Source organism: Pseudomonas sp. YQ_5, from assembly GCF_043103305.1.
GTDB classification, from domain to species: Bacteria; Pseudomonadota; Gammaproteobacteria; order Pseudomonadales; family Pseudomonadaceae; genus Aquipseudomonas; species Aquipseudomonas putida_Y.
Genome location: NZ_JBICJS010000026.1, coordinates 62,266 through 78,460 on the forward strand (window position 1 = coordinate 62,266; position 16,195 = coordinate 78,460).

The 16,195-nt window shown below is 62.3% G+C and carries 13 protein-coding genes; 8 read left to right on the forward strand and 5 right to left on the reverse strand.

The window, feature by feature from the left end; genetic code table 11:
• Window positions 1-96 precede the first annotated feature (96 nt).
• From pqqF to ACF8EA_RS04400, 7 genes are all read left to right on the forward strand, one after another.
• Window positions 97-2,397 carry a pyrroloquinoline quinone biosynthesis protein PqqF gene (gene pqqF, locus ACF8EA_RS04370; RefSeq protein ID WP_392521168.1) on the forward strand — a complete coding sequence of 767 codons (2,301 nt, stop codon included), beginning with the start codon at window positions 97-99 and terminating at the stop codon, window positions 2,395-2,397.
• A 159-nt stretch (window positions 2,398-2,556) separates the two neighbouring features.
• Window positions 2,557-2,628 carry a pyrroloquinoline quinone precursor peptide PqqA gene (gene pqqA / locus ACF8EA_RS04375; protein ID WP_003243383.1) on the forward strand — a complete coding sequence of 24 codons (72 nt, stop codon included), beginning with the start codon at window positions 2,557-2,559 and terminating at the stop codon, window positions 2,626-2,628.
• A gap of 79 nt (window positions 2,629-2,707) precedes the next feature.
• A complete protein-coding gene (gene pqqB / locus ACF8EA_RS04380; RefSeq protein WP_392521169.1) occupies window positions 2,708-3,619 on the forward strand; it encodes a pyrroloquinoline quinone biosynthesis protein PqqB in 912 nt (303 codons plus the stop codon).
• A gap of 162 nt (window positions 3,620-3,781) precedes the next feature.
• Window positions 3,782-4,537: a pyrroloquinoline-quinone synthase PqqC gene (gene pqqC, locus ACF8EA_RS04385; RefSeq protein WP_003255592.1), complete on the forward strand. Its 756-nt coding sequence runs from the start codon at window positions 3,782-3,784 to the stop codon at window positions 4,535-4,537.
• On the forward strand, window positions 4,534-4,809 hold the full coding sequence (pqqD, locus tag ACF8EA_RS04390) for a pyrroloquinoline quinone biosynthesis peptide chaperone PqqD (RefSeq protein WP_021782695.1): 276 nt from the start codon (window positions 4,534-4,536) through the stop codon (window positions 4,807-4,809). Before pqqC ends, pqqD begins: the two co-directional genes overlap by 4 nt.
• Entirely contained in the window at window positions 4,781-5,941 is a 1,161-nt protein-coding gene (gene pqqE / locus ACF8EA_RS04395) for a pyrroloquinoline quinone biosynthesis protein PqqE (RefSeq protein ID WP_021782694.1), read from the forward strand. The genes pqqD and pqqE overlap by 29 nt, the downstream gene beginning before the upstream one ends.
• Window positions 5,907-7,730, forward strand: coding sequence for a prolyl oligopeptidase family serine peptidase (locus tag ACF8EA_RS04400; RefSeq protein ID WP_392521170.1), 1,824 nt, complete (start codon window positions 5,907-5,909; stop codon window positions 7,728-7,730). Before pqqE ends, ACF8EA_RS04400 begins: the two co-directional genes overlap by 35 nt.
• 61 nt (window positions 7,731-7,791) lie before the next feature.
• Here ACF8EA_RS04400 and ACF8EA_RS04405 read toward each other — a convergent pair whose 3' ends face one another.
• Together ACF8EA_RS04405 and ACF8EA_RS04410 are read right to left on the reverse strand one after the other, a co-directional pair.
• Window positions 7,792-7,950: a YqaE/Pmp3 family membrane protein gene (locus ACF8EA_RS04405; RefSeq protein ID WP_009681539.1), complete on the reverse strand. Its 159-nt coding sequence runs from the start codon at window positions 7,948-7,950 to the stop codon at window positions 7,792-7,794.
• 146 nt (window positions 7,951-8,096) lie between these two features.
• Window positions 8,097-9,377 (reverse strand): aspartate aminotransferase family protein, encoded by a 1,281-nt coding sequence (locus tag ACF8EA_RS04410; RefSeq protein ID WP_392521171.1) that lies wholly within the window; start codon window positions 9,375-9,377, stop codon window positions 8,097-8,099.
• A 210-nt stretch (window positions 9,378-9,587) separates the two neighbouring features.
• On the opposite strand from ACF8EA_RS04410, the gene ACF8EA_RS04415 reads away from it, so the two are divergent.
• Entirely contained in the window at window positions 9,588-10,511 is a 924-nt protein-coding gene (locus ACF8EA_RS04415) for a LysR family transcriptional regulator (RefSeq protein ID WP_021782691.1), read from the forward strand.
• A 275-nt stretch (window positions 10,512-10,786) separates the two neighbouring features.
• On the opposite strand, the gene ACF8EA_RS04420 is transcribed toward ACF8EA_RS04415, so the two are convergent.
• The 3 genes from ACF8EA_RS04420 to ACF8EA_RS04430 all read right to left on the reverse strand — a co-directional run bounded on the left by ACF8EA_RS04420 (window position 10,787) and on the right by ACF8EA_RS04430 (window position 15,968).
• Window positions 10,787-12,565, reverse strand: a complete 1,779-nt coding sequence (locus ACF8EA_RS04420) for an acyl-CoA dehydrogenase C-terminal domain-containing protein (protein WP_021782690.1) — start codon at window positions 12,563-12,565, stop codon at window positions 10,787-10,789.
• 124 nt (window positions 12,566-12,689) lie between these two features.
• Window positions 12,690-13,973 (reverse strand): diguanylate cyclase, encoded by a 1,284-nt coding sequence (locus tag ACF8EA_RS04425; protein ID WP_021782689.1) that lies wholly within the window; start codon window positions 13,971-13,973, stop codon window positions 12,690-12,692.
• Window positions 13,974-14,162: 189 nt separating this feature from the next.
• Window positions 14,163-15,968: a phenylacyl-CoA dehydrogenase gene (locus ACF8EA_RS04430; RefSeq protein ID WP_010951720.1), complete on the reverse strand. Its 1,806-nt coding sequence runs from the start codon at window positions 15,966-15,968 to the stop codon at window positions 14,163-14,165.
• Window positions 15,969-16,195: the final 227 nt, after the last annotated feature.

Below are 16,195 nucleotides of genomic sequence, written 5' to 3' on the forward strand. Positions count from 1 at the left end.
AGGAGCTGCGCTGCCTTTCATACCGGCGCCATACCCGCGAAAAGGCCGGGCCTGCAAACAAATCGGTTAGCATGGAAAGCCGCCACTGGAGCCCCCATGCCTGACGCCACTCGCCAACTCACCCTCGCCAACGGCTTGCATTTGACCCTGCGCCACGCCCCGCGCCTCAAACGCTCGGCCGCCGCACTGCGGGTGCATGCGGGCAGCCACGACGCAGCTGCCAGATGGCCCGGTCTGGCGCACTTCCTCGAACACCTGTTCTTCCTCGGTACACCGCGCTTCCCGCTGGAAGACGGCCTGATGCGCTACGTGCAAGCCGTGGGCGGCCAAGTCAACGCCAGCACCCGTGAACGCGCCACCGACTTTTTCTTCGAGGTGCCACCCAACGCGCTAGGCGGCGGTCTCGAGCGCCTGTGCCAAATGCTGTCAGAACCGGATCTGGGTATCGAACGCCAACGCCGTGAACGCGAAGTGATCCACGCCGAATTCATCGCCTGGTCGCGCAATCCATCGGCCCAACAGCAGTTCGCCCTGCTGCAGTCAGTCTCAGACAAGCATCCACTGGGCGCTTTTCATGCTGGCAATCGATACACCCTGGCCTTGCACGACGCAGCTTTCCAGCAAGCGCTTGCGGGCTTTCATCAGCGCTTCTACCAAGGCGGCCAGATCTGCTTGAGCCTTTGCGGGCCACAGCCGCTGGATGAACTTGAACGCCTTGCCCGGCAGCACGCCGAACTGTTCGCCGCAGGTGAGCGCGTGCCGCGAGCGCTGCCGCCGCCACTGCCCGCACTGGCTAACGCTCTGACCTTCACTCACCAAGGCCTCCCCAGCGGGGCCGAGCACGCCTTGGAACTGCTGATCGCTTACCTGGAGGACAGCCGCCCAGGTACCTGGCTGGGCGCGCTTCGCGAGCGTGGCTGGCTACAAAGCTTCACGGCCGAAAAGCTGTACGCGTTTGCCGGTCAGCTGCTGTGGCACCTTGACCTCAAGCTCAGTGCCGACGCTTGCCCGGACGAAACCTGCGCCCTGCTGCAAGGTTGGTTCAGGTTCATCCGCCAGGCCGACCGCGACCAGTTGAACCACCAATTCGGCTTGCTGCAGTGCAGCCGTGCGCAAAGTGCCAGCGCACTCGAACTGGCCCGCCGGGACAGCACAGGCCAGCCGTTCGCCAAGCTGGATGCCCAGGGGTTGCAGGCGCTTGGCGCCCTGCTGGAAAGCCTGCCAGGTAGCGACCATGGCAATTGGCAGCGCTTGCCAGTCGACCCATTGCTGATGGCTGACCTGCCCCATGCCAAGGCGCAGCCGCTGCCGGCAGCGCTGAAGATCAGTGACCAGCTCCCGCCCGCGCGCCAATACGCTGCGCTGTACCTGCGCTGGCATGTACCTTCGCCTTTGCGCCAGCAGCTAAAGCGTGTGCTGGAACAGGCACTGGCACCACTGCAGGAACGCTGTGACCGCGCCTCCGTGCAACTGCAGTACAGCAGCGCCGGAGAATACTGGCAGTTGCGCTGCGCCGGCCTGCCAGCAGCAGTGCTGCGGGCAGTGGAACAAGCCTTGGCATTGATGCTCAAGCCACCTGCCAGTTGCTGGCTGCCCTGCACGGCGCAGCCCCCGGCCCTGATCCCCATCAGGGCCCTGCTCAAGCAACTGCCAGACGCGGTACGGGGTAGCCTGCCCGCAGCGGTGCCCGCCGACACGCTGAACCAGCAGCAACTCGACAGCCTGTGGCTGCACACCGAATGGCATGGCATGGCTACCGGCTTCGAGGATACCGCGCTAAATGCCTTGGGCACTGCGCTGCAGCAGTGCCCTGGGCAAGGCTCGCTGCCTGCCCCCCTGCCTACATGGGCAAACCACCGCTGGCAGCATGCCCAAGTGCCAGGCAGCGAACATGCCCTGCTGCTGTTCTACCCGTTGCCTGCGGCCAAAGAAGCCGCAGGCCGCCTGTTAGCCCAGTTGCTGCAAGGGCCGGTTTACCAACGCCTGCGGGTAGAATTGCAACTCGGCTATGCGGTGTTCAGCGCCTTTCGTCAGGTCGAGGGTGTTGGTGGGCTGCTGTTCGGCGTGCAGTCTCCCCACACCGGTCCGGCACAGGTGCTCAACCACCTGCTCGGCCTGCTGCGCCATGGCGTCACCCTTGACCCGGCCGCTCGCCAGGCATTGGCTGGGCAATTCGACGAGCCCGCCATGGCCAATGCCGATGTCGCCGAATGGGCGTGGCAGACACACTTGGCCACACAACCCGATAAGCTGGATGTGCTGCGCAGGTCTATCCTGACTACGCGGCAGACGGATCTGGACCACCTGCTGAGCGACCTGCTCGCCCCAGGTTTCGCTTGGCTATGTTTGGCCAACGCTGCCGCGCCAGACACTTCCTGGCAGGGTGAAAAACGATGATTATTACGCGAACTGCAATGGCGCTTCTCGAATAATTAACCTTCCGGTTCAAATTTTTCTTGTAAGATAGCGCAATCTCGGTTTCAGGGAACTGCCAGCGCATGGCGGTACCCAAGTAGTAGCTGAACAACCCAACCCTCATTCGGAAGGAGTAATTCCATGTGGACCAAACCTGCATACACTGACCTGCGTATCGGCTTCGAAGTTACCATGTACTTCGCTAACCGCTAAGCCAGGTTTAGGGTTTCACGCCTCGGCCTGCCGGGGCGTTTTCGTTTTTTCCGATCCGGTTTCTGCATAGAGAGTGGCCATGTACATCCAGGTTCTCGGCTCCGCCGCCGGTGGCGGGTTCCCGCAGTGGAACTGCAACTGCGTCAACTGCAAGGGCTACCGTGATGGCACCCTGCAAGCCACGGCGCGCACCCAGTCATCCATCGCCCTGTCCGACGACGGTGTGCACTGGATACTGTGCAATGCCTCGCCCGACATCCGCGCCCAACTGCAGGCCTTTGCGCCGATGCAGCCGGCCCGGGCCCTGCGCGACACCGGCATCAACGCCATCGTCCTGCTGGACAGCCAGATCGACCACACCACCGGCCTGCTCAGCCTGCGCGAAGGCTGCCCGCATCAGGTGTGGTGCACGGACATGGTCCACCAGGACCTGACCACCGGTTTCCCGCTGTTCAACATGCTCAGCCACTGGAACGGTGGCCTGCAGTGGAACCGTATCGAGCTGGAAGGCAGCTTCGTGATCGACGTCTGCCCCAACCTCAAGTTCACCCCCTTCCCCCTGCGCAGCGCCGCGCCGCCTTATTCGCCACACCGCTTCGACCCGCACCCGGGCGACAACCTTGGTTTGATGGTCGAAGACACCCGCACCGGCGGCAAGCTGTTCTACGCCCCGGGCCTGGGCCAGGTAGACGAAAAGCTGCTGGCGATGATGCACGGTGCCGACTGCCTGCTGGTCGACGGCACCCTGTGGGAAGACGACGAAATGCAGCGCCGCGGTGTCGGCACCCGCACCGGCCGCGAGATGGGCCACTTGGCGCAGAACGGCCCGGGCGGCATGCTCGAAGTGCTGGACGGTTTCCCGCGCCAGCGCAAAGTGCTTATCCACATCAACAACACCAACCCGATTCTCGATGAAAACTCCCCCGAGCGCGCCGAAGTCCTGCGCCGGGGCGTCGAAGTTGCCTTCGATGGCATGAGCATCGAGTTGTAAAACAGTCTGTGAGGCGAGACCAGACCCTGTGGGAGCGGGCACGCCCGCGAAAATGCCAACACGGTCTATGGCACCGGCTTCGCCGGTGTTCGCGGGCACGCCCGCTCCCACAAGGGAGAGAGATGTGCCAGGCCAGATAATCGTTCTACAGGAGCCAGCCGAATGAGCGACGCACTGCCAATGTCCCCTGCCGAGTTCGAGCAGGCCTTGCGCGCCAAGGGCGCCTATTATCACATCCATCACCCGTACCACGTGGCGATGTACCAAGGTCGCGCCACCCGCGAGCAGATCCAGGGCTGGGTGGCCAACCGCTTCTACTACCAGGTCAACATCCCGATGAAGGATGCTGCGATCCTGGCCAACTGCCCGGACCGCGAAGTGCGCCGCGAGTGGATCCAGCGCCTGCTCGACCACGATGGTGCGCCCGGCGAGGATGGCGGTATCGAAGCCTGGCTGCGCCTGGGCCAGGCTGTCGGGCTGGACCCGGACCAATTGCGCTCGCAAGAACTGGTATTGCCTGGCGTGCGCTTTGCCGTGGACGCCTACGTCAACTTCGCCCGCCGCGCCAGCTGGCAGGAAGCCGCCAGCAGCTCGCTGACCGAGCTGTTCGCCCCGCAAATCCACCAGTCACGTCTGGACAGCTGGCCACAGCACTACCCGTGGATCGACCCCGCCGGCTACGAGTATTTCCGTACCCGCCTGGGCCAGGCTCGACGCGATGTGGAACACGGCCTGGCGATTACCCTGCAGCACTACACCACCCGTGCGGGCCAGGAGCGTATGCTGGAGATACTGCAGTTCAAACTGGATATCCTGTGGAGCATGCTCGATGCCATGAGCATGGCCTACGAACTGAACCGCCCACCCTATCATTCCGTCACCCAGGAACGGGTGTGGCACAAGGGAATCACCCTATGAGTTTCGACCGTAACCAGGTACCGAACTGGCGCCCCGGCTATCGTTTCCAGTACGAGCCGGCGCAAAAGGGCCATGTGTTGCTGTACCCCGAAGGCATGATCAAGCTCAACGACAGCGCGAGCCTGATCGGTGGCCTGATCGACGGCCAGCGTGACGTGGCAGCAATTATCAGCGAACTCGAACAGCAATTCCCCGGTGTCCCGCAAGTGGCGGACGACATCGAGCAGTTCATGGAGGTGGCCCGTGCCGAACACTGGATCGTCCTCGCCTGAGTTGCCGCCTACCCCCGAGGTCGGCCTACCGCTGTGGCTGCTGGCCGAACTCACCTACCGCTGCCCGCTGCAGTGCCCTTACTGCTCCAACCCGCTGGACTTCGCCGCCCAGGGCCAGGAGCTGAGCACCGAACAGTGGTTCAAGGTCATGGCTGAAGCGCGGGAAATGGGTGCCGCACAAATCGGCTTTTCCGGCGGTGAACCACTGGTACGCCAGGACCTTGCCCAGCTGATAGCAGAGGCCCGCCGCCTGGGTTACTACACCAACCTGATCACCTCGGGCATTGGCCTGACCGAGGCACGCATCGCCGAATTCAAGAAGGCTGGCCTGGACCATATCCAGATCAGCTTCCAGGCCAGCGACGAGCAGGTGAACAACCTGCTGGCTGGCTCGAAAAAGGCCTTTGCACAGAAGCTGGAAATGGCCCGCGCGGTGAAAGCCCATGGCTACCCGATGGTGCTCAACTTCGTCACCCATCGGCACAACATCGACAAGATCGACCGCATCATCGAGTTGTGCATTGCCCTGGAGGCCGACTTTGTCGAACTCGCCACGTGCCAGTTCTATGGCTGGGCGCACCTCAACCGCCTGGGGCTGCTGCCAACCCGCGCGCAGCTCGAGCGGGCCGAACGTATCACCAACGAATACAGGGACAAGCTCAAGGCCGAGGGCAACCCGTGCAAGCTTATTTTCGTTACCCCTGACTACTACGAAGAGCGTCCCAAGGCCTGTATGAACGGCTGGGGCAACCTGTTCCTCACCATCACCCCGGACGGCACCGCATTGCCCTGCCACGGCGCCCGCCAGCTGCCCGTGCAGTTCCCGAATGTACGCGACCACGACTTGCACCATATCTGGTATGAATCGTTCGGTTTCAACCGCTTCCGTGGCTATGAGTGGATGCGCGAACCTTGCCGCTCCTGCGACGAAAAAGAAAAGGACTTCGGCGGCTGTCGCTGCCAGGCCTTCATGCTGACCGGCGATGCCAGCAACGCCGACCCGGTGTGCGCCAAGTCGACCGAGCACGGCATCATTCTCAAGGCCCGCGAGGAGGCTGAAACCGCCCAGCTCGCGATCGAACAGATGACCTTCCGCAATGATCGAAACTCCCGTGTCATCGCCCGCGGCTGAATTCAGCGCGGCCCAGGCAGTTGCCGCCGGCACCGACTTTGCCGAACTCAAGGTCAGTGCCGACGGGCTGTTCTGGAACGAATTCCGCCCGGCCGACGGTGCTTGCCGTATCTGGCACTGGTTGCACTACCAAGCTCGCTGCCTGACCCCGGACGGCTTCAGCGTGCGCAGTCGGGTCTACGAATATGGTGGCGGCAGCTTCTGCCTGGGCGGCGACGGGCTGGTGTTCGTCAACGAAAAGGACCAGCAGGTCTACACCCAGCCGCTGGACGATCTGTTACCACGTGCACTGACCCAGGATGCCAGCTGCCGCTATGGCGATGTGCAGTGGCACGACGGCCAGGTGCTGGCCGTCGAAGAGCGCCATGCCGAACAGGTAGAGCATCGCCTGGTCGCTCTGGGTAACAGCAGCCGCGAAGTCCTCGCCGAGGGCGCCGACTTCTACGCCTCGCCTGCTGTCAGCGCCGATGGCCAGCGCCTGGCGTGGATCGAATGGGACCGCCCGGCACAGCCCTGGACCGTCACCCGGCTGATGTGCCGCGCGCGCGATGCCAGCGGCCACTGGGGGCCGGCGCAATGTGTAGCCGCCGCAGAAGAATCGTTGCAACAACCACGCTTCGATGCCCAAGGTCGGCTCTACTGCCTTTCCGACCGCAAGGGCTTCTGGCAACCCTGGGGTGAGGTCGATGGCCAATGGCAAGCGTTGCCTGCCGCATCAGCGGACCATGCTGCTGCGCCTTGGCAATTGGGGACCTGCACCTGGTTGCCACTGAGCCCGCAAAGCTACCTGGCCAGTTGGTTCGAAGACGGCTTCGGGCAATTGGGGCTGCGTGGTGAAGATGGCCGTATGGAGCGTTTTGCCAGTGCCTACACACGCTTTCGCAGCCTGACCATGGACAGCGAACACCTGTATGCCATTGCCGCGTCGCCCATCAGCCCACCGGCAGTCATTGCCATTGACCGCAACAACCACGAAGTACGCGTGCTGGCCGGCGGTGCCGAAGTGCTGCCGGCAGGGAATATCAGCCTGCCGCAGCCGATCCACTACAACAGTGACGGCGAGCAGGCCCATGGTTTCTTCTACCCCCCAGCGCAGTCGCAAGGCGCCGCACCGCTGGTGGTATTCATCCACGGCGGGCCAACCTCAGCCTGCTATCCCGTGCTCGACCCGCGCATTCAGTATTGGACCCAGCGCGGCTTTGCCGTGGCCGACCTCAACTACCGGGGCAGCACCGGCTATGGCCGGGAATACCGCCAGGCACTGCATCAGCGCTGGGGCGAAAGCGATGTGGCCGATGCCTGCGCGGTGGTCGAATACCTGGCGGCTCAGGGCTTGGTCGACAAACGCAAGGCGTTCATCCGCGGCGGCAGCGCCGGGGGCTACACCACCCTGTGCGCCTTGGCGTTTCAAGACGTGTTCCGCGCCGGCGCCAGCCTGTACGGGGTCAGTGACCCGGTAGCCCTGGCCCGTGCCACCCACAAGTTCGAAGGCGATTACCTGGACTGGCTGATCGGCGACCCGCAGCGGGACGTTGAACGCTATCGCCAGCGCACGCCGCTGCTGCATGCAGAGCGAATCAAGGTACCGGTGATTTTCTTCCAGGGTGAGCTGGATGCGGTGGTGGTGCCGGAGCAGACACGCTCCATGTTGGCGGCGTTGCAGGCCAACGGGATCGACGCTGAAGGGCATTTTTATGCGGAGGAGCGGCATGGGTTCCGCAAGGCGGAGAACCTGGCGCATGCCTTGGAAGAAGAGTGGAAATTCTATTGCCGGGTGTTGGTGCAGTAGTTACAGACGCCCCTGCAGGAGCAACCTTTTGCTGCTCCTGCAGGGGCGGGCTCAGCCTGTGTCACCGCTTGGCGATGATGTACACCGCATGCACGATCCCCGGAATGTACCCCAGCAGGGTCAGCAGGATATTCAGCCAGAACGCCCCGCCAAACCCGACCTGAAGGAACACCCCCAGCGGCGGCAGGATAATGGCGATGATAATGCGGATAAAGTCCATGCGAGGTTCTCCTGAAGGGTTACATCAAAGACTAGCTGCCAGCCGAAGAGGTTCCACAGGCAAAAAAAACGCCCCGGGCCGAATGAAACAGGCCAGGGGCGATGCGCAGGAACGCCAGACGGTTCGTTGAATTCTTTGGCAGGCCGCTACGCCGGCACTTCGCGGCGGGCCTGCTGCTGGGCATGCAGGCGGGCGAAAGCGCGCGCCAGGCGCAGCAGCATTTCGTCGATGTTGCCTTTGCTCACAGTCAGCGCCGGAGAAAAGCGCACCACATCCGTTTGCGGCGCGTTGAGCAGCAGGCCCTCGTGCAGGGCCGCAGCCACCAGCTCGCGGGCCAGGTTGTCTTTCAGTTGCAGGGCCCATAGCAGCCCGTGACCGCGCACTTCACCCTGACCATAGCGCCCGGTCAGGCGGCTCAGGCCTTCACGCAGGTGACGACCGTTGTCCTGAACCTGGGCCAGAAAGCCAGGTTCCAGCACGCTGTCCAGCACCGCCAGGCCGGCGGCGCACATCAGCGCGTTGCCATGGTGGCTGCCGTCCAGCTCACCAGGCTCGGCGCAGCATGCCTTGCCCCTGGCCAGCAAGGCGGCCAATGGCACGCCGCCCCCCAGGCCCTTGCCCAAGGTGATGATGTCGGCGCGCACGCCATAGAGCTCCTCGGCCAGCAGCGCACCACAGCGACCAATACCGGTCTGCACCTCATCAAGGATCAGCAGGATGCCCAGTTCGCGGCAGAGCGTTTCCACGCCCTTGAGGTATTCCTGAGTAGCGGGAATAACGCCCGCCTCACCCTGTATCGGCTCGAGCATGATCGCCACGGTGCGTGAATCCACCTCGGCGTGCAGCGCCGCCAGGTCGTTGAACGGCACCTTGCTGAAACCCGGCAGGCCAGGTTCGCAGCGATTGCATGGTAACGGGTCGGATGCGGACAGCGCGCCCAGGCTACGGCCATGGCAGGCTTGGCTGGCAGTAATGATGTGATAGGCGCCATTGCGGTGCAGCTGGCCCCACTTACGCGCCAGCTTGATCGCCCCTTCACAGGCCTCTGCACCGCTGTTGAGCAGGTAGGCCTGGTCACTGCCGGTACTCTGACACAGCCGATTGACCAGCCCCAGCAGGCCACGGTTGTGAAAGCCCGAGCCCGGGTTGATCAACGCCTGAGCCTGGGCTCCCAACGCTTTGACCAGCACGCTGGGGCTGTGGCCCAAGCTGTTGACCGCGCCGCCTTGGGTGAAGTCCAGGTAGGCATGCCCTTCGTTGTCCCACAACCAGGAGCCCTGGCCACGCACGAATACCTGCGCCGCACGTTCGGCGCCGGGCATCAGGCGATCAGGCGACAGCTCGGATGCTTGCGGCACGATCACCGGCGCACGCTTGGGCTCGGCGGCGGCGGCAGAAGCCGAGCGGCGCAGGTTGAACAGGTTCATCAGGGCTCCAACCAATCACGGTAAAGGGCAGCCACGGTGCGGTCTTGATGCCGGCACTCGATATTTTGCCTTGCCTATCAAAAGTGTTTTTCATCCATGGTAACAATCGACCGAATCATCGCTGTAACCCTTTGGAATACGGCGATAGACTAGGCTTCAACAGGGTTTTCGACCATTTCGTTTTTCCAGCATTTTCGATAAGTATTACTTATGGATTTCCGCCAACTGCGTTATTTCGTCGCGGTGTACGAAGAAGGCCACGTAGGCCGTGCCGCCGAACGCCTGTCGCTGTCACAGCCGGCGCTTTCCCAGCAGATCCGCCAATTGGAGCACAGCCTCGACCTGAGCCTGTTCGAGCGCAGCAACAAACGCTTGCTGCCGACCTTGGCCGCCCACACCTTGTACAACCATGCCCTGCCGTTGCTCGACGGCCTGCAGCGTGCCCACGAGGCTATGCGCAACTTCAAGGGCCAGTCGCTGCGCACCTTGGCTATCGGTGTATTGCAGACCGTGCGGCCAAGCCTGATACCGCAGCTGCTTGAACGGCTGCGCAAGGCTCAACCCCACCTGGTCGTGCAGATTTACGAGTTGTCGGGGTTGGAGATCGAACGGCGCCTGCTCAACGGCAGCCTGGACATCGGCATCAGCTACTTGCCGCCGCGCCAGCCAGGTCTGCATGGCCTGCTGTTGTACGAAGATGAGCTGCAACTGGTCATACCCGATACCCACCCGCTGAAGGACTTCAAGAAGGTGTCCATCCGCCAGGCCGCCGAGTTGCCCATGCTGATGCTGGGCGAGGAGTTCCAGATCCGCCAGATCTGGCAGGCGCAGTTGGCCAGCCAGGGCCGACGGCCGCAGGTGCAGGCAGAGATGAACAATATGGCAGGGATTCTCGATAGCCTCGCGCACACGGCGCTGGCTACCATTCTGCCGGGACGCGCCAAGGAGGCCGCCGAAGATGATCAGGGGCTGCTGTGGAAGCCGCTCAGCGAGCCGCGCGTACCGTTGAAGGTTGGTCTGGTCTTCCGCGATGCCCAGCGCCAGCAGGCGTCCGTAGAGCTGCTGCGCACATTGCTGGAGGAAGAGACGGACGCTCGTCTGTTGGGGGCATCACCGCTGGATGTGCTGGCCTGAAAAACACGCACGCAAAGAAAACCCCGCCGAAGCGGGGTTTCCCAGACTGTTTCCCTGTGACATCCGTATCGCCCCGCCATCCTGGCAGGTGTTCCTTCGTCGTCGTCCTTGATCTGTCCTTTGCGCTTCCTGCGCAACGTCCATGTGGTAAAGATTAACCGTGGATCCAATCTTAGAACAGTGGTGAAAAGTCACCACGTCGTGTAGGAAAAAGCTTACACGGGGATTCATACCCAGATATCTGGGGAATCGGGGCCACTGGGTAGCCCTCAATATCAGAACTGCTCGGCATCCAGCAGGTAAAGCGACTCACTCCCCGCCTTCACCGAAGCCACCAGCGAATCCACCCGTGGCAGCAACCGTGCAAAATAGAACCGCGCCGTACCCAGCTTGCCCGAATAGAACGCCGCATCCCCATCGCCCGCCTGCGCCGCCCGCGCCATCAGTGCCCACATATAGCCATAGGCAACATAGCCGAAGGCATGCAGGTACTCGACCGAAGCCGCGCCAATTTCATTCGGGTTGCCCTTGGCCTGCTGCAATACCCACTCGGTCAACCCATCGAGCTGATCGAGCGAAGCACGCAATGGCTTGGTGAATTCGTCCAGTTCGCTGCCTGCATGAGTAATGAACTGGCGAATCTCATCAGAGAACAGCTTGTAGTATGCCCCGCCGCTGGCCACCACTTTACGGCCCATCAGGTCGAGGGCCTGGATGCCATTGGTCCCCTCGTAGATTTGGGTAATGCGCACATCGCGCACCAACTGCTCCTGCCCCCACTCACGAATGTAACCATGCCCGCCAAATACCTGCTGGCCATGCACTGCGCACTCCAGACCCAGGTCGGTGAGGAAGGCCTTGGCCACCGGCGTCAGCAGTGCCACCAGCTCTTCGCTGCGTTTGCGCACGCTGGCGTCTTCGCTGTACTTGGCACTGTCCAGTTGCATGGCCACGTAAGTGGAGAACGCGCGGCCACCTTCGATCAGTGCCTTCATGGTCAACAGCATGCGACGCACGTCCGGGTGGACGATGATCGGATCGGCAGCCTTGTCCTTGGCTTGCGGGCCAGTCGGGGCACGGCTCTGCAGGCGATCGCGGGCGTACTCCACGGCGTTCTGATAGGAGCGCTCGGCTGACGCCAGGCCTTGAATGCCGACACCCAGGCGCTCGTAGTTCATCATGGTGAACATGGCCGCCAGGCCCTTGTTCGGCTCACCGACGATATAGCCGACTGCTTCGTCGAAGTTCATCACACAAGTAGCCGAGGCCTGGATGCCCATTTTGTGCTCGATCGAGCCGCAAGTGGCCGGGTTCCGCGCACCGAGGCTACCGTCTTCATTGACCAGGAACTTTGGCACCAGGAACAGCGAAATACCTTTCGGCCCCGCCGGTGCATCCGGCAACTTGGCCAGCACCAGATGGATGATGTTCTCGGTCAGGTCGTGTTCGCCACCGGTGATGAAGATCTTGGTGCCGCTGACCTTGTAGCTACCGTCAGCCTGGGGCTCGGCCTTGGTGCGGATGATGCCCAGGTCGGTGCCGGCATGCGGCTCGGTCAGGCACATGGAGCCGGCCCAAACGCCGGCATACATGTTCGGAAGGTATTTTTCCTTCAAGGCCTCGCTGGCGTGGGCGTTGATCGACAGACAGGCGCCAGCGGTCAGCATCGGGTACAGGCCGAAGGCCAGGCTGGACGCGTTGACCATTTCCTCGACCTGGGCCGAGATGGCCTTGGGCATACCCATGCCGCCGAACAGCGGGTCACCGCCCACGCCCACCCAGCCGCCTTCGGCGTAGGTGTTGTAGGCCTCGATGAAACCGGCTGGGGTGCGTACTACGCCGTTGTCCCAGTGGCAGCCCTCTTCGTCGGCAGCGCGGCTGAGCGGCGCAATGGTCTTGGCGGTAACCTTGCCGGCTTCTTCCAGCACGGCCATGGCCGTGTCGGCATCGACGACCTCCGCCAGCCCGGGCAACTGCGTCCACTGCTCGGCCACGTTGAAGACTTCATTCAGTACGAAGCGCATGTCGCGCAGGGGCGCTTTATAGTCAGCCATGACAACCTCTCGCTAGTCGGGTCGGGGCGGTCTCGGGGAACCGCGACACTGGGGTTACTGGCAGTGTAACCGAACAACTTTTGCGAGACATAGGGTCATCAATCGACTATATAGTTTCGCACGGTCACGCTGTACGCACTGCCCCACGCGGCGATTGTCGCCCATGCACCATGACACAATTGCGCCCCGCACCTTTGGCGCTGTAAAGCGCCTGGTCGGCGGATTTCAGCACCGCCTCGGGGTTGCGATGATCCGCCTGGCGCTCGGCCACGCCGATACTGATGGTGACCGAAACCGTGCCGCCGCCGCTGCCAGCGCGGCGCTGGCGCCCGGCGGTATCGTCCTGCGGGCGGTTGTGCTGGTCGCGCAGGTGCATCACGTAATTAGCGATTACTTCACGCACGGCCTCCACATGCGGCACGCACTCCTCGGCGGTCTTGCCGGCGAACACCAAAGCGAACTCTTCCCCACCATAACGGTAAGCGCGACCACCGCCGGTGACCTTGGACAAGCGGCTGGCGACCAACCGCAACACCTGGTCACCGACATCGTGGCCGTGGGTGTCGTTGAATTTCTTGAAATGGTCGACATCGGTCATGGCGATGACATAGTTGCGCCCCAAGCGCTGCATGCGCTCGTTCAGCGCACGGCGCCCCGGCAGGCCAGTCAGCTCGTCACGGAAAGCCATCTGATAAGCCTCGTGCGCCACTGCTGCGGCGATCATCAGCATTACCTGGCTGCACATGATGTTCAGGGTAAACGGCAGGATGAAGGTTTGCGGCAGCATCCAGAAAATGCCCAGCAGGCCGATCAACTGCGCGGCGTGCAGCGGCCGGGGTGCACGCAGGTACTGCACCACCAGCAGAATGAATACACCAAGGAACAGTGGGTAGACCATCTGGATCAGGCTCATCCAGTGACCATGCAAAGCCGGCCAGCGGATCTCCGCCAACCAGGTCAGCAACGCCTCGGGGTAGCTTTGCTGGAGGGCGACCGCCACGCTGCCTACGGCAAACAACACAGCACCGCGGGCGACCAGGTCCTGCAGCAGGTGCGTACGCTCCTGCCAGGCGCCATACAGCCCGAACAGCGCCGGCAGCAGCAGGCAGACCAGGTGGAAGATCACCGCTGCGTCCTCACGCACGCGGCCATGGTCACGATAGAAGTCGGTCTGGGTATCGAGCAGGAAGTAGGCGATGTACACCGTCAGCATCAGAAACAGCTCACGCTGGCGGCGGTAGACCGCGCAGTAAGCGCCGCCCAGCAGTAGAACCAAGGTAGGCAGGACATTGAACAGCGATGTGAAAAAGACGCTGAGGTCTCTCACATAGGCTGCGGCGAGCCCTGCCAGCAACAAGAACAGCGACGGCAGGAAGTGGCTTGCGCGAACAGCGTTAAGACGAAACAAGGGTAATCTCCAACCCGGCAGATCAATAATGGCATTGTGCCCTCACTTCATCGGCAGTGCACTGGAACAGTTGAATTTGCGGTTGGATTTACCAGCTTCCGGTCTCCTGCAAGGGGCCGCGCTGAACCCGAAGACGTAAAAAACCCGCCTACCGGTCAGGGCAGGCGGGTTTTGGGTACAGCGCCAGTATCAGTACGACAGGCCGAAATGCTCTTCGTCCATCGCCATCAGGTTGTTGGCACCCGACAACATGGTCGCCACGTGGGTACGGGTACGCGGCAGAATACGCTGGAAGTAGAAGCGGGCAGTCTGCAACTTGGCGGTATAGAACGCCTCTTCGCTGGTGCCAGCTGCCAGTTTCTCAGCGGCCAGGCGGGCGATGTCGGCCCAGAAGTAGGCCAGGCAAGCATAGCCGGAGTACATCAGGTAATCGACCGAAGCCGCACCCACTTCTTCACGGTCCTTCATGGCAGCCATGCCCACTTTCATGGTCAGCTCGCCCCACTCCTTGTTGATGGCCGCCAGCGGTTCGACGAACTCCTTGACCGCTTCGTTACCTTCCTGCGCCTGGCAGAACTTGTGCACGATCTTGGTGAAGCCCTTCAGGGCTTCGCCCTGAGTCATAAGCACTTTACGACCGAGCAAGTCGAGGGCCTGAATTCCGGTAGTGCCTTCGTACAGCATGGAGATGCGGCTGTCGCGCACGTTCTGCTCCATGCCCCATTCGGCGATGAAGCCATGGCCACCGTAGATCTGCACGCCGTGGTTGGCGGCTTCGAAACCGACTTCGGTCATGAATGCCTTGGCGATCGGGGTCAGGAACGCCAGCAGGGCATCGGCCTTCTTGCGCTCTTCTTCGTCCTGGCTGTACTTGACGATGTCCACCTGCTTGGCGGTGAAGTACACCATCGCGCGGTTGCCTTCGGCGAAGGCCTTCATGGTCAGCAGCATGCGACGCACGTCCGGGTGGACGATGATCGGGTCGGCAGCCTTGTCCGGCGCTTTCGGGCCAGTCAGGGAACGCATTTGCAGGCGCTCACGGGCGTACTTCAGGCCACCCTGGAACGCCACTTCGGCGTGGGCCAGGCCTTGCAGTGCGGTCCCCAGGCGAGCAGTGTTCATGAAGGTGAACATGCAGTTCAGGCCTTTGTTGGCCGGGCCGATCAGGTAGCCGGTGGCAGCATCGAAGTTCATGACGCAGGTAGCGTTACCGTGGATGCCCATCTTGTGTTCGATCGAGCCGCAGCTAACGCCGTTGCGCTCACCCACGCCACCCTCGGCGTTGGGCAGGAACTTCGGCACGATAAACAGCGAAATACCCTTGGTACCGGCCGGTGCGTCCGGCAGGCGGGCCAGAACGATATGGACGATGTTGTCGGCCATGTCGTGTTCGCCGGCCGAAATGAAGATTTTTGTGCCCGACACCTTGTAGCTGCCGTCGGCCTGTGGCTCGGCCTTGGTGCGCAGCATGCCCAGGTCGGTGCCGCAGTGCGGTTCGGTCAGGCACATGGTGCCGGTCCACTCGCCGGACACCAGCTTGGTCAGGTAGGTGTGCTGCTGCTCGGCAGTGCCATGCGCAGAAATAGTGTTCATCGCGCCATGCGACAGGCCTGGGTACATGCCCCACGACCAGTTCGAACCACCGACCATTTCACTCAGGGCCAGGCCCAGCGACTCTGGCAGGCCTTGGCCGCCGTGCTCGACGTCATGTGCCAGGCTAGGCCAGCCGCCTTCGACGAACTGCTGGTAGGCTTCCTTGAAGCCGGTTGGGGTTTTCACCCCCGATTCGCTCCAGGTGCAGCCTTCCTGGTCACCCACGCGGTTCAGCGGCGACAACACCTGCTCACAGAACTTCGCGCCTTCTTCAAGGATCGCGTCGACCATGTCGGGCGTGGCGTCCTGGCAACCCGGCAGGCTCTGATAGTGCGCCTCATAGCCAAGCAGCTCGTCGCGAACGAAGCGGATATCACGCAAGGGGGCTTTGTAGTCAGGCATTGCGATGAACCTCTAGGTGAGTTCTGTGGGGTGACCCGCGCTTGGCGGAAGCCGATCAAACAGTTGTTTGAAACTTACGTTTAGCTCAGCTTTCTGTCAAGGATGGACTATGGTGCCATTTCCGCCACGAAAAATGGCAAATACGCCAACGCTCGGCAAAACACCTGTAGGAGCGGGCTCGCCCGCGAATGCTTCCAACCAAACCAAACTGTTGTCTGATCGGACGC